The sequence below is a fragment of the Bradyrhizobium sp. ORS 375 genome (assembly GCF_000239775.1).
In the GTDB taxonomy this organism is placed as follows: domain Bacteria; phylum Pseudomonadota; class Alphaproteobacteria; order Rhizobiales; family Xanthobacteraceae; genus Bradyrhizobium.
Window position 1 is genome coordinate 1 of record NZ_CAFI01000337.1, and the last position, 14747, is coordinate 14747.

Annotated in this window: 8 protein-coding genes and 2 pseudogenes; all 10 read right to left on the reverse strand. The window is 63.5% G+C overall.

Translation table 11 applies throughout. The features are described from left to right. Positions 1-2172 (reverse strand): annotated as a pseudogene (locus BRAO375_RS24165) (hypothetical protein); the annotation flags it as partial. Further along, complete coding sequence (locus BRAO375_RS24170) at positions 2057-5155, reverse strand: FG-GAP-like repeat-containing protein (RefSeq protein ID WP_244423265.1); 3099 nt, start codon at positions 5153-5155, stop codon at positions 2057-2059. The pseudogene BRAO375_RS24165 and the gene BRAO375_RS24170, both read right to left, overlap by 116 nt. 722 nt (positions 5156-5877) lie before the next feature. Further along, complete coding sequence (gene lpxB, locus BRAO375_RS24175) at positions 5878-7083, reverse strand: lipid-A-disaccharide synthase (RefSeq protein ID WP_009030080.1); 1206 nt, start codon at positions 7081-7083, stop codon at positions 5878-5880. Next, positions 7080-7937, reverse strand: a complete 858-nt coding sequence (locus BRAO375_RS24180) for an LpxI family protein (protein ID WP_009030081.1) — start codon at positions 7935-7937, stop codon at positions 7080-7082. Before BRAO375_RS24180 ends, lpxB begins: the two co-directional genes overlap by 4 nt. Positions 7938-7942: 5 nt before the next feature. Then, positions 7943-8755, reverse strand: a complete 813-nt coding sequence (lpxA, locus tag BRAO375_RS24185) for an acyl-ACP--UDP-N-acetylglucosamine O-acyltransferase (RefSeq protein ID WP_009030082.1) — start codon at positions 8753-8755, stop codon at positions 7943-7945. Between the two features lie 30 nt (positions 8756-8785). Beyond that, positions 8786-9244, reverse strand: a complete 459-nt coding sequence (gene fabZ / locus BRAO375_RS24190; RefSeq protein WP_006611100.1) for a 3-hydroxyacyl-ACP dehydratase FabZ — start codon at positions 9242-9244, stop codon at positions 8786-8788. Then, positions 9244-10308, reverse strand: a complete 1065-nt coding sequence (gene lpxD, locus BRAO375_RS24195; RefSeq protein ID WP_009030083.1) for a UDP-3-O-(3-hydroxymyristoyl)glucosamine N-acyltransferase — start codon at positions 10306-10308, stop codon at positions 9244-9246. Before lpxD ends, fabZ begins: the two co-directional genes overlap by 1 nt. A 112-nt stretch (positions 10309-10420) precedes the next feature. After that, positions 10421-12985: an outer membrane protein assembly factor BamA gene (gene bamA, locus BRAO375_RS24200; RefSeq protein ID WP_009030084.1), complete on the reverse strand. Its 2565-nt coding sequence runs from the start codon at positions 12983-12985 to the stop codon at positions 10421-10423. A gap of 172 nt (positions 12986-13157) precedes the next feature. Further along, complete coding sequence (gene rseP / locus BRAO375_RS24205; protein ID WP_009030085.1) at positions 13158-14309, reverse strand: RIP metalloprotease RseP; 1152 nt, start codon at positions 14307-14309, stop codon at positions 13158-13160. Between the two features lie 39 nt (positions 14310-14348). Next, positions 14349-14747, reverse strand: a pseudogene (locus BRAO375_RS24210) (1-deoxy-D-xylulose-5-phosphate reductoisomerase); the annotation flags it as partial.

The window sequence follows — 14747 nt, forward strand, 5'->3', positions numbered from 1 at the left end:
CGTGACCGTCGTGCTGCCGCCGGAGGTCTGCGCCAAGCGCATGCCGACGCGGGCGTTGCCGACCATTAGATAGTCGGTCCATTTCTGCGTCACCGTGCCGGGGTTCTGCACCTCGGCTTCAACGCCGAAGGCGGCGAGATAGAGCGTCGTGCCCTCCGGCGTCACCTGCTTGACGCGCTGATGGTCGGTGTCGTCGACGAAGGAGATCGTGCGCGACCCTTGCGTGATGCTCGCCGGCTTGTTGTAGGAGGTGTAGACGATGCTGCGGCCGAGCCCGGAGGTCTGGTTGCCGTTGGCGTCGTAGGTGAAGCTGGCGGTGATGGTGCCGGAGACGCCGGTGACCGCATGCGGCCGCGGCTGGCCCGCCGCCGGATAGGTATAGCTGCCGACATCCGACTTGGTCAGGATGTTGCCGATCGGGCTGTAGGAGAACGTCTTGACCAGCGGCGTCGTGTCGACGTTGGTCGTCGAGGACGTCAGCCGGCTCAGTGCGTCATAGGCGAATGTCTCGCTGACATGGGTGTTGACGTCGCTGCGCGAGGTCAGGTTGCCGAGCCGGTCGTAACCGAACGTCTGGTTCTGCACGGCGCCTTTGGTGCCGGTGGCGATGCTGGCCAGCCGCCCCGTCAGAGGATCGAAGCCCCTGATGGTGCTGAGGCCGTTGCCCGCGGTCTGCTGGGTCAGATGCCCCTCGGCATCCATCGCATAGGCCGTCCAGAACGACTGGCTGGTGGTGTCGTCCTGCAGCTGGTTGGCGAAGCCAAGGCTGTTGTACCCATAGCGCGCCGTGAAGCCGGAGGGATAGCTGACCTTGGTCAACCGGCTGTTGGCGTCGTAGGTCGCCCCCATCGTATAGGTCGCGCCATCGATGGTGCTCGCGACCTGCAGCGGACGGCCGAGGCTGTCATAGCTGATACTGCGGGCAAAGCCGCTGCCGGAGCCCGCGGTGATACCGGTTGCGGCGAGCTTGCCGATGCCGTTGGCCGCGGTGTCGTAGGTCCAGACCGAGGTCATGTCCGGCTCGACCCGCTGCACCATGCGGCCGAGGATGTCGTAGCTCAGGCTGACGACCTGCCCCTTGGCGTCGGTCTGGGTGACCAGCTGCCCCAGCGTATTGTACGTATAGGTCCAGATGCCCAGATCCGGATCGGAGCTCGCGACCTTGCGGCCGCGCAGGTCGTAGGTCGCGGTGATGACGTTGCCGTCGGGGTCGGTGGTCTGCACCATGTTGCCGACCGCGTCATAGGCCGCGGTCAGCGTCTTGCCCATCGCGTCGGTCACCGACGCAATCTGGCTCTGGCTGTTCTTGACGGTCGTCCGCGTCTGGCCGAGCGGATTGGTCTCGACCGTGGTCAGGCCGTGATAGGCCATCTGCGCCACGCTGCCGTCCGGCTGCGTCGTCGAGACCACCCGTCCCAGCGTATCGTAGGTGAAGGTTGTGTAACGCGGCGTGCCGCCGGTCACGAAGTACGGCCGGCTGGTCTGGGTGACCCGGCCCAGCGCGTCGTAGCTCTTGGTGGCCTGCACGACGCTGCCGTCAAAGCCCTGCGTACGGCGTCCGATCTCCCGCTCCAGCGCATCGAAGTACACGGTCGCCGTCGGCGCAATCACCGTGCTGCCGTCGGATGCGTAGGACGTCTCCTGGGTCAGATAGCTCGCCCCGGAGAGACACGTCGCGGTGCCGCCATTGACGCCGCTGCAGAACTGGTAGCTCCAGCGGGTGATCGTGCCGTCCGGCCTGGTCTCCTGGATCTTGCGTCCGAACGAATCGTAGCTCCACGTCGTGGTCAGTCCGTTCGGCCCGGTATGGCTGATCGGCTGGCCGAAGCGCGGGTCATATTGGAAGCTCTCGCTCTGCCCCAGCGCATTGCTGTTGGAGGTCGCGAACTGCCCGCGCGCGTCATAGGTGCTCGAGCTCGAGCGGCTGACGATGTCGGCACCGCTGACCGTCACCGACTGCTTGTGGCCGAACGCGTCGTAGACATAGTCCGTCTGCAGCCGCAGCGCCGGATTATCCGGCTCGACCACCTCCTGGGTCAGCAAGCCAGAGGCCGCATCATAGGCGAACGACGAGGTTCGCGTGATGCTGCTCGCCGCCCACGCCGGCGCCGCCAGCGTCAGCGCGATGACAGCCGCAACCTGCGGCAATGCGGTTCTGATCGAGATCGTCATGGCGCCAAGCCCCCAAGTCGCCGATTGATGCTGCCGAAACCGGCCGGTCAGCCCCTGACCGGCACAACGCAGGACACAGATTCTCCGTGGGCGTGGACGAGCCCACGCCACAGGCCTCTCGCTGCCGTGTTGCTATGGCGCGACGCTGGTGACAGATGCCCGGGTCAGACGCCCGAGGTACCAGAGCGACGGGTCGTTGCTGTAGGTGTTGACCGTCGTCTTGCTGTAGCCGTCCGGCGTCGATACGCTGACCCACGTCGCGTTGCCGTAGGCGTCGTACTGGTTCGCCGTGGTCACCGTCGGCAGAGCCGAGCCGTCGAGATCCGTCCCGCTCGACACGTTCTGCGCCAGCGACACCCGGTAAGGCGCACTCGACGGGCTGATGGTCGACGTTCCCGCCGCATTGCTGAACTGGTAGGTGTTGGTCGACTGCCCCAGCGTCTGCGTGCCCAGGGTCCGCGTCGTCGATGCCACCATGCCGATATAGGGAAAGTCCTGCCGGAAATTCGTCGTGTCCGCGATGCCCGTCTGCAGATCCTTCACCGTCATCTGGCGGAAGCCCAGCATTCCCGCGGCCGGTCAGATCGGCCTTGGCCCCGGCGTAGGTGTAGGCCGAGCTGTAGCTCCCACCCACCCCGTTCGCGGTGTCGACGCGCGAAACCACATAGAACGGGATCTGCAGTTCGAGTGTCGGATAGGTCGCAGTCGAGTCCCTGCCGTAGACCGCGCTGTTCGTAAGGGACGAATAGGTCACGGACGTCTGGATGCCAAGTCCGCTCGTGATCCCCGTGATGACGTCGCCCGGACCGCCATTCGCGAACACGGTATAGATGTGGGTCGTCTCCATGAAGGCGAAGTCGCTGCGTCCGTCGCCATTGTAATCGCCAGAAAACATGAAGAAGTTTGTCGTCGGTGGGGAGCCGAAGTTCCAGCCGTTCGGCATCGCCAGTGTATTGAAATTGAAGGTGCCATCGCCCTTGCTGATGAACTGATAGATATACGGTCCACTTCCCCCAATCAGCGCAAAGTCGGCCTTTCCATCTCCATTGAAATCACCGCCGACGGGCACAAACGCCGCCGCCGTCGGCGACCCGAAATTCCAGGTGCCGGTGGAAATCTGGATCAAATTGAATTGCCCGTCACCCTTGCTCTGAAACTCATAGAGATAGGCTCCCTGTGACATGACCCAGTCGGTCTTGCCATCACCGTTGAAGTCGCCGGCGATCGGCATGAAGCCGGCTGCCGGCGGAGTGCCGAAGGCCCATCCGTTGATGGGAACGCCATTGTAAGTGAACGATCCATCCCCATTGCTCATGAACTCATACAGATAGTTGCTTCCCATCATGATGAAGTCGGACTTTCCGTCGCCATTGAAGTCGCCGGAGATAGGCGTAAATCCATCGGAGACACGCGCTCCGAAGTTCCAAATGCCGATGTTAATTGTATTCCCCGTGAACGTTCCGTCGCCTCTGCTCATGAATTCGTAGAGATATTGACCGCTCAATAGCAGGAAATCGGTCCTTCCATCGCCGTCGAAGTCTCCGATGATCGGCGTGTAGGTGGCTTGCGGAGGACTTCCGAAATTCCAGCCATTCGGACAAGCCACGGCGCTGCCGTTGAAGGTGCCATCTCCCTTCCCTATGAAGACGTAAAGATACGCCCCACCAATCAGGACCATGTCCGACTTTCCGTCGCCGTTGAAGTCACCCGAGATCAACATGTAGTTGGAAGCCGGATTCGTGCCAAAATCCCAGTTATTTGGCGTACCGGAGTTCGCGATCGTGTACGTGCCATCTCCGTTGCTGAGAAATCCGAACAAATGCGAGCTGTAGAACATCATGATGTCGCTTTTGCCGTCTCCGTTGAAATCGGCAAAAATCTGCTGGAACCCAGGATTGCCGGTGGCCGCACCAGGTCCCTGCGTTCCACCACCCGCTGCCGGCGTCCTGAAGTTTTCGCCGTTGGTGATGGACATCACTTGTGCTGAGAACGAAGCTCCGCCGCCATTTGCCCATTGAAAGCTCTTCGCTGGAAGACAAGCTCCATCGGCCGCGCAGACCTTGATTGAATTGATCTCGGATACATTGCTGGTCGGGCTCTGCTGATAGGAGATCTGGTAGTCCGCGACCAATGCCGAGCCGGCATAGGTTTTCACATTCGTGAGACGCACCGTCGTCTGCGCCAGCGACCCCGCGTGATAGCCCCGAATGGGGTCTGGACGCGTTCCGTAGACGAACTGCACCGAGTTGTAGGGGGCGAGCCCGACCGCGGCATTTCCGGTATAGTCGATGCGCGACGGATAAACCTGGCCGACGGTAGCGTCGTTGACGTAGGAAACCGTCAGATAGTTTCCCTTGCTGTCGGCGAGCTTGTTGAGCCCCCAACTTCGCGCCGTCGTCTTGCCCTGAGCCAAGACCTGGGAATCGGTCGTGTGGCCAAACTCCAACGCCTGGCCGGATTTCGTTCGGACCTCGAACCAAGCTGGTCCGGTGCCGGCCGTGCCGTGGGAAATGATCCTCGAATAGGAGTCCACCTCGGTCCGATACTCGGCCCCATCGGCACCGTAGGTGCCGCTCACGCCGATGAGTCGCTGACCGTCCAGACAGAACCTGTCATTGGCGTCGAAATTGACCCCGCCAAGCACACCGTCCTGCGCCAATGTCCGCGCACAACGTCCGATCGATGGCACTCCTCCCAACGTCCATCCGACACCGAGCAGACCATTGGCACCTTGGCTGCTGTAATCCAGCGACAAGGATGGACTCAGCCCCGCCGTCGCAGGCGCCAGGGCAATCGGGATCGAGTATGTCGCCGCTCCGGTCTGACTTACCGAGAAGCTGCCCGGGAGCGACATTCCTCCGGCAAAACACCCTGTAGTTGTATTCAGAAACCAAAAAATAGCGCCCGCGGAGGCGCCTATAACTTTCTTGATCAGTCGTTCCCTTACGATCACCTGATCGGTCGACTGCGAGCTATCAGACACATTGGCCTCCTGCCGCATTCCCTTGGTTCGGATATAGGGAATTCGATCTTTCTCTTTCGATCAACAAGCCAACAGACTTATGCACAACATCAAGTGTTTTATTTTTTACTACGCAATCTATAGATGAGCTTGCCTTCCTACACGCACGATCACGAGTGGAGATCGCGTTTTACTAATCGTCGTGGTCCCGGCCCGAGGGGCCGCGGCAACTGACACGATCTAGGTGACCTTAGCTCTACAATCTTGAGTAGAGTGGATCAGGCAGGTGGAATGATTCAAAATCACCCTCCTGTATCAGGTCAGGGATGCAAGATGAGACAGTCGCCGCGCGCCGTCGTAGTTCGCCTGGACCCACAAATGGACCCGCGAGCAAACAGCGGCGGCCCCTTATTCGTCCGCGGGAGATTCCGGCCCGACCTTGAAGCTCGGTTTTGATTTCGTTGCGCCTCGCTGCAGAGAGCGTGTTGCGATTGCCACAAGTATCGAGTGCGAAAAGCCGGCGGATGTGTCGGGCTGCACCGAGCTAGTCACGCGTGGCGAAGGATTCTTCGATGCGGTGGCTTGCGGCTTGGCCTCGTCTGCAGGTCCGATCGGCCCATCTTGTTTCAAGCGGCTGCGTGCGCAGCATCGATCGGTCAACTCATCAGCAAGATGGTGGGCACGGCGTCATTTCGAGCTCTCGCCTGGAGGGGTCACGGCAGCGCCGGTACCCTGCGGAGCCTTCATTGTTGTCGGGGCATGCCCTGCCGTCCGCCGCGCATCGTGGCCAGCACGATGTCGGCGGCGCGAACGCTGGGAGAGGCAGCGCCGGTCGACATGATGTCGTCGAGACGATTGAAGGCTTCGACCTGGCGCGTGCGGATCGGACCGTTGCTCAACAGATCGACCAGCACGGGTGCGAGATTGTCGGCGGTGCAGCCTTCCTGCAGGAATTCCGGGATGACGTTCTCGCCGATCACGAGATTGGCGAGGATGACGGACTGCACGTTGATGATCCGGCGCAGGATGAAGGCTTCGACTTCGCCGACGCGATAGGCGGTCACCATCGGCACGCCTGACAACGCAAGCTCGAGCGTGACCGTGCCCGACTTCGCCAACGCTGCGTGAGCGCTGCGGAAGGCCGCACGCTTCTCCGCTTCCCCGGTGATGATGGCAGGCGTCACTGGCCAGCTCGCGACCCCGGCCCTGACGGCGGCTTCGAGATGCGGTGTGGTCGGCACCACGGCCTCGAACGCAAGGCCTCGTGTCTGCAAGCGCGCGAGCGTCTCGCCGAACACGGCGATGTGGCGGGCGACCTCGCTGCGCCGGCTGCCGGGCAGCACCAGCAGCAGCGGCGGCTTGGCGTCGCGACGCGCCTGCTCCGCCGCGTCGGGACGCAGCGCAGATAGCTGCTCGATCAGCGGATGGCCGACATAGGTGCAGGGCGGACCGCCGAGCCTGCGAAACGCCTCCGGCTCGAACGGCAGCAGGCCCAGCACGTGATCGATGTAAGAGTGCATCGCGCGCGCCCGGCCCGGCCGCCATGCCCACACCGTCGGAGCGACGTAGTTCACGATCGGGATCGCAGGAGCCCGGGCGTGAACGCGCTTCGCGACGCGCTGGGTGAAATCGGGACTGTCGATGATGACGAGCACGTCGGGCTGGCTCGCCACGACCGCGTCCACGGTCTGCCGGAGCAGACGCAGGATCTTCGGCAGCTGCTTCAAGACGCCGGTGAAGCCCATGATCGAGAGCTCCTCGATCGGAAACAGCGAGACGAGTCCCTCCCGCGTCATGTCGCGGCCGCCGACGCCGGTGAACTCGACGCCATCACCGAGGCGTTGGCGCAGCACCTTCATCAGGGGGGCGCCGAGACGATCACCGGACTCCTCGGTGGCGACCAGGCAGATCCTGCGGACGGCGGGGCCGGCCTGCGGCTGCGCCGTCACGCAGTGACGCCCGTGATGAACACGCCGGAACGATCGGCGGCCGTGACCGTCTCCTGCGGATCTGCGAGCAGCGTATGCGCTGCTGCAACGGCGACGCCGGCAAGGCCGGCTGCCGCGAGACCCTCGACCGTGCGCGGGCCGATGGTTGGCAGATCATAGCGGAGATCCTGGCCGGCCTTCGGCGCCTTCACCAGCACGCCCCGCCCTGCCGCAGAACGAATGCGGCGATCAGCACGCAGGTGCGCCACGCGGGCCAGCAGGCCATCCGTGCCCTCGATGTCCTCCAGCGCGACGACGTGGCCGTCGATCACGACCACGGCCTGCCCGACATCGAACGGCGCCATCGCCCTGAGCACGGCGAGCCCCTTGACGATGTCGCCAGTGACCAGATCGCTGGGCCGGCTCCGCGTCAGATGACCCTCGGGCACGAGCAGGTTGGGCGCGACGTCCTTGACGCCGATCATGTGGAAGCCGTGCCGCTCGAAGATGCGGCCGACGCCGGACAAGAGATGATCATCGCCGCCGCGGAATGCCGACCAGATGTAGGGCAGCTCGCGCAGCGTTCCCCAGTCGAAGCGGATCTCGGAGACGGCGGGGCGCACCAGATTGCCAATGAACAGGAGGTCGCGGACGCCCTCCGTCTTCAGCAGCTTCAGCGCATTGCCGAGTTGTCCGAGACCGATCCAGTGATGGCGAAAGCGCGCCAGCGGCCTGGGATCGCAGATGCCCTTCAGGGCGAACAGCACGGGGGTCTGGCCACGCGCGACGATGGCGTCGGCAACCGCGAAAGGCAGCACGCCGCCGGCGGCAATCAAGCCGACAGGCGCTGCGGTCTCGGTGGCCGGCCCGCCCATGACCGTCAGAGCTCGGCGGGCGCGGATCTGCCGATCTCCGGCAGACACAGCGCGCGGTGGCGGCCCCCCTCGATGAAGGCCAGGATCTCGGCGATGGCCGGATCGTCACCGGTCATGGAGCGCACGGCCGCGAGACGATCGGCGAACACGCCGGGGCCGTGGAACAGCTTCTGATAGAAGTTGCGGACGGTCGCGAGCCGCTCGCGGGTGAACTTGCGGCGCTTCATGCCGATGATGTTGAGGCCTTCGAGCGCGGCATATTGGCCGTTGACGAGACCATAGGGAATGATGTCGCCGCGCACGCCACAGACGCCGCCGACCATCACGCCATGGCCGATGCGGGTGAACTGATGCACGGCGGAGAGGCCGCCGATATAGACGGCATCGCCGACCTCGACATGGCCGCCGAGCGTCGCCGAGGTCGCGAAGATCACGTTGTTGCCGACCACGCAATCATGCGCGACATGCGCGTTGTTCATGAAGAACCCGGCATTACCGATCTTGGTGAGCCCACCGCCCTTGGTGGTGCCGATGTTCATCGTCACGCCTTCACGGAAGGTGTTGCCGGAGCCGATCTCGAGCCGGTGCGGCTCGCCGCGATAGCTGAGATCCTGCGGCGCGCCGCCGAGCACGACGAAGGGCGAGATGACGTTGTCGTCACCGAGCGTGGTGTGACCCATGATCTGGACGTGGCTGATCAGCTTGCAGTTCGCCCCGATCACGACGTTCGGGCCGATGATGCAATAGGGACCGATCACGGTGCCCTCGCCGATCGCGGCGCCGTCCTCGACGCGCGCGGTGGGATCAATCTTGCTCATCTCAACGCAACCAACTCTCTCGTCTCAAGCTCAGTCGGTCAGCATCGCGCCGACATCGGCCTCGGCGACGACAACGCCATCGACCTTGGCATCGCCGTGGAACCACCACATCGTCTTGCGGCGGCCGATCGAGCGCATGTGATACTCGATGGTCTGCCCGGGCAGCACCGGTTTGCGGAACTTGCACTTGTCGATGGTGAGGAAATACACCGCGCGCGGCTTCTCCGTGCCCTCGACCGACTTGATGCCGATGACACCCGCGGTCTGCGCCATGCCCTCGATCATCAGCACGCCCGGATAAACCGGCCGCTCCGGGAAATGGCCCTGGAAGCACGGCTCGTTGAAAGAGACGTTCTTGACGCCGATGCCGCTGTAGTCGGCGCGGATGTTCTTCACGCGGTCGATCAGGAGAAACGGGTTACGGTGCGGCAGCGTCTTCAGAATCTCGTTGATATCGATGTCCGCAAATTTGATGGGTGACTCCTCCATCACTCCCGTCCTTCGTCCCTGCTCGTTGCCTGATCACGCACCAGCCGTTCCACCGCAACGATCTCGCGGAACCACTGCTTGGTCGGCTTGGCGAAGAAGCCGCCCCACCGGCCGTTCGGCGGGATGTCGTCCTTGACGCCGCTCATCGCCGTCACCTGCGCGCCATCGCCAATCGTGACGTGATTATTGATACCGACCTTCGCCCCAAGCGCGACGTTGTCGCCGATCGTGAGACTGCCTGCCAGTCCGATCTGGGCCGCCAGCAGGCAATGTCGCCCGATTGTGACATTGTGGCCGATCTGCACCTGGTTGTCGATCTTGGTGCCCTCGCCGATCACCGTGTCGCGCAGGCTGCCGCGGTCGATCGTGGTGCCGGCGCCGACCTCGACATGGTTCTGAATGATCACCCGGCCGGTCTGCGGCACCTTGGTGTGTCCGTTCGCTCCGAAGAAGATGAAGCCGTAACCGTCCTGGCCGATGCTGCAGCCGGGGTGGATCAGCACGTCGTTGCCGATCAGCGCGCATTGGATGACGGTGCGGGCCCCGACATTGCAGTCGCGGCCGATCTTGACGTGTGCCCCGATCACCGCGCCGGCGCCGACGATGGTGCCCGAGCCGATCTCGACATGGGCGCCGATCACCGCCAGCGGCTCGACAATGACGCCGTCCTCCAGCCGGGCGCTGGGATCGATGATCGCCTGAGGCGAGATGCCGTCGTCGCCAAACCAGGGCTGCGGACGCAGCGCATCGGCATGAAATTCGCGCGCCAGCTGCACGAAGGCGCGGAACGGCTGGCTCGCCCTGACGACCGTGACATGCGCCGGCACGCGGGCCTCGAAGCGCGGACTGACGAGGCACGCGCCGGCTTTGGTCCGGGCCAGCTGGTCGGCGTATTTGAGGTTGTCGAAGAACGCCAGGTGCATCGGCCCGGCCTCGTCAAGCGAGGCCAGCCCCTTGATCACCTTGTCGCCCTGAGAGGGGTCAACGAGCACCGCGCTCACCTTCGCGGCGATCGCCGCCAAGGTCGTCGGGGGAGGAGATTGAAAGAAGGTCGGCTGGGCCATCCCGTCACACTCTCAAAACGTCAGAGCCCGGCTCCAGTCTCCCGGAACCGAGCTCGCATCTCTTACACCGGCCGGGCTGGGCGATGCCAACCCGGATTTGTCTCGCTCAGGCTCAGAACGACGTGCCGCCGCCGAACCGGAACTCCTGGGTCCGGTCGAACTGTCCCTTGGTGAGCGGGATCGCGTAGTCGAAGCGCAGCGGACCGAACGGAGACGCCCACACCAGACCCACACCGACCGACGTCCGGACCTTGTTCTGGTCGTCGAACTGCAGGCCAAGGCAGGTACCCGCGTTGTTCGGATTGCGCGTCGGCTTGATGCAGCCCGGAGTGTTGATCTCGCCCGTGGCAGCCCACGACGTCGGCCCCTGGTAACCCCACAGGCCGCCAGCGTCGGCATAGACCGCACCCTTCAGGCCCGTTTCCTTCGGCAGGAACCAGAACGGCATCTGCAGTTCGAGCGAAGCGCCCCAGTACTTGGTGCCGCCGAGAGCGTCCTGCGTGCCGAACGGGTTGATGTCGCGCGGACCAATGCCGTTCGGAGCGAAGCCGCGAACCAGGTTCGGACCCATCTGGAAGTGATCGAGCATGCGCAGCTGCGTGTTGCCGATCTTGTTCAGGATGCCGCCCTGCAGGTGGACGATGCTGACGATGTCCGACACCAGCGGGGTGAAGTACTTCGCATCGAACGCGGTCTTCAGGTACGACACGTCGCCGCCGACACCCGCGAAGTCCTGCTTGAAGTCGACCAGCAGGCCGTCGGTCGGGTTCTTGTTGTTGTCGAGCGTGTTGTAGTTCAGCGTGTAACCGAGCGCCGAGGTCAGCGTCGCGCCGTTCGCCAGTTCACGGCGGACCGGCAGCGAGGCTTCACCGTTGGCGAAGCAACCCAGTCCTCCGGCGCCGAGCGGGTCGACGCCACCCAAACCGCCCTGCGCCACTGGCGTGTTGATGAAAGCCGGCGTGGGAGCGAACGGCACGAAGCGGTTGCCGATCATGCTGCCACCAGCGACGTTGTTACAGTCCGACAGTGTCGCCGGCAGCGAGATCTCCTGGCGGTAGATCGAGTAGCGCAGCTGCAGCGACAGGTCTTCACGCAGCTGGAAGCCGAGGCGCGGGCTGAAGCCGAGCGTCTTGGTGCCGTAGGAGATGAAGTTGTTGGCCAGCTGCTGGCGCTGATAGAGGTCGAGACCCAGCGCCACCCGGTAGTCGAGCAAATAGGGCTCGACGAAGGACAGCGAATAGCCGCGGGCGAACTGGCCGTAGGTCACCGACGCCTTAGCGAACAGGCCGCGGCCGAGGAAGTTGCGCTCGGAGATCGAGACCTCGGCGAGCGCACCATCGGTGGTCGAGTAGCCGCCCGAGATCGAGAAGTCGCCGGTCGACTTTTCCTCTAGGTTGACGACCAGGATGACGCGGTCGCTCGACGAGCCCGGCTCGGTCGAGATCTTCACGTCCTTGAAGAAGTCGAGGTTCTTGAGGCGGCGCTCGGCGCGGTCGACCAGGGCGCGGTTGTAGGCGTCACCCTCGGAGATGTCGAACTCGCGGCGAATGACATAGTCGCGGGTGCGGGTGTTGCCGCGGATGTTGATGCGCTCGATGTAGGTACGCGGGCCCTCGTCGACGGCGAACACCACCGACACGGTATGGGCCTCGAAATTGCGATCGCCGCGCGGACGGACCACCGCGAACGCGTAGCCGCGCCGCGAGGCCTCGATCTGCATCTCCTCGACCGACTTCTCGATGTTCTCGACGTTGTAGAGCGAGCCGACGCTGACGCGCGAGTAGCCGCGCAGCGTGTTGGCGTCGAGCGTGCCGATCGACGACTGGAAGTCGACCGAACCGACCCGGTACTGCTGACCTTCCTCGATCTTGAAGGTCACCATGAAGCCCTTGCGCTCGGGATCATACTCGCTGAGCGCGGCGACCACCTGCACGTCGGCATAGCCGTTCTTCAGGTAGAAGCGGCGAATCAGGTCGCGGTCGGCCTCGACGCGGTCCGGATCGTAGACGTCGCCGGAACCAAGGAAGCTCAACAGGTTGGTTTCGCGGGTCTTGATGACGTCCTTGAGGCGATAGGACGAGAACGAGTTGTTGCCGACGAACTCGATCGACTTGACGCCGGTCTTCGGGCCTTCCTCGACCGTGAAGATCAGGTCGACGCGGTTGTTCGGCTGCTCGATGAATTCCGGCGTGACGCGCACGTCATAGCGGCCGGAGCGGCGATAGATCTCGGCGATGCGCTGCGCATCCGACTGCACCATCGGCTTCGACAGCGTACCGCGCGGCTTCGACTGCACCTCGGCCTGGAGCTGCTCGTCCTTGACCTTCTTGTTGCCCTCGAAGGCAACGCGGCCGATCACCGGGTTCTCGACCACGCTGACGATCAAACGACCGCCCTGACGGTTGATCTTCACGTCCGAGAACAGGCCGGTCTCGATCAGGGCCTTGAGGCCGTCGTCGATGCGGCCGGCATCCAGCGTGCCGCCCGGACCCGGCTTGAAGTAGGAGCGGATGGTCTCCAGCTCGACGCGGCGGTTGCCCACCACTTCGATCGAGTTGACCGTCTGAGCCGCGGCTGGCGACGACATGACCACGCTCGCCAGCGGCAAGGCCACCGGAACGGCGAACATGATAAAGGCGGCCGCCAAGCCCCCCCGCACCCGCAATCCGAACTTCATGCGCTACGCGCCCTTATTCCGATGCCGGTTCAGTACCCCTACCGAGCCGACAGATTCCCATTTGTCGTTCGCTTGTAGCCAATTTGGCCCCGACGGCAAACGCCGGATTTCTCCGAATTTTCAAGTTCGTTTCAAAACGTTGCCTATCCGCCACGTCGTAAAAAAGCCGCGTTCAGGACCCCGCGATGTGAAGGATGTCGTTATAGGTCGTGAAGACCAGCAGCATCAGGATCAGGCCAAGGCCGATTCGGAACCCCATTTCCTGGGCGCGCTCGGACAACGGACGGCCGCGCACCGCCTCCACCCCGTAAAACAACAGGTGTCCGCCATCGAGCAGCGGAACCGGGAACAGGTTCAAGAGCCCGATCGAGACCGAGATCATGGCGCACCAGTTCACCAGAACCTGAAAGCCGAGGCTCGCCGCCTGCCCGGACAGCTGCGCGATTCGAATCGTTCCGCCGAGCTCTCCGGCATTCCCGGTTCCCGAGAGCAGCGACGCGATGAACTTGAAGGTTGTGGTGATGATGAACCAGACCTGCTCGAAGCCGAACTTGATCGATTCGAGGAACCCGACCGGGACCGATCGCGATTCGTCCGGCTTGGCGTTGTACTGGATGCCGAGAACGCCGATCCGGTGACTGTTTCCGAACGAGTCCTTGCGCTCCTGGAGAGCGGGCGTGGCCTTCAGGGTGATCTCGGACCCATCGCGTTTGATCAGGAAGGTCAGCTCGGTCCCGGCATTCAAGGACACGATTCGCTGCATGTCGCCGAAGGTCTCGATCGCCCGGCCGTCGATGGCGGCAATGACGTCGCCGGTCTTGAAGCCGGCGGCAGCCGCGACGCTGTCCGGCTGGACGGCGTCCACCCGCGGAGTCGTATTCGGCTTGCCGTAATAGAGCGCCATGCCGGCAAAGATGATGACGGCCAGGATGAAGTTGGCGATCGGACCGGCGGCCACGATCGCTGCGCGCTGTCCGACGGTCTTGTGGTGGAAGCTGTCGGAGCGCTCTTCGGCCGTCATCTTGGCCAGGGCCTCGGCCGACGGGGTGGAGGCCTCGGATTCATCACCGAAGAACTTCACGTAACCGCCCAGCGGGACCGCGGAGATCTTCCAGCGGGTGTTGTGCCGGTCATTGAAACCGATCAGTTCAGGGCCAAATCCGAGCGAAAACGTTAACACCTTCACGCCGGCCCAGCGCGCGACCAGGAAGTGGCCGAGCTCGTGAAAGAACACGACAATCGTGAGCACGAACAGGAAGGGGATGATGGTGCCGAGCAGGCCGTTGCTCAACGTGCTGAAAATATGATGGAAAAATTCGGACATCGATGACCTTCCCGATGGGCCTTCGGCCCGTCCAACCCTCTAAGATGCTTTTGCGGCGATTTGAGGCAAGAGCCCCGCGGCCTTTTTTCGCGCATCATGGTCAATGGCGATGGCGTCGTCCGCGGACGAGAGCGGTGCCTGATTACCTGACCTTGTCCAATCCTCCAGCGTCGCCTCGACCAGCCGGGCAATGGCACCGAACCGGATGTGACCACCGATGAACGCGGCCACCGCGACTTCATTGGCAGCATTGAACACGGTCGTGGCGCCGCGACCCGTCCGCAGCGACTCATAGGCCAGCCGCAAGCCGGGGAACCGCTCGAAATCGGGCGCCTCGAAGGTCAAGGTGCCGATCTTGGCAAGGTCGAGCCGCGCCGACGGTCCCTTGATGCGCTCCGGCCAGCCGAGGCAATGGGCGATCGGGATGCGCATGTCCGG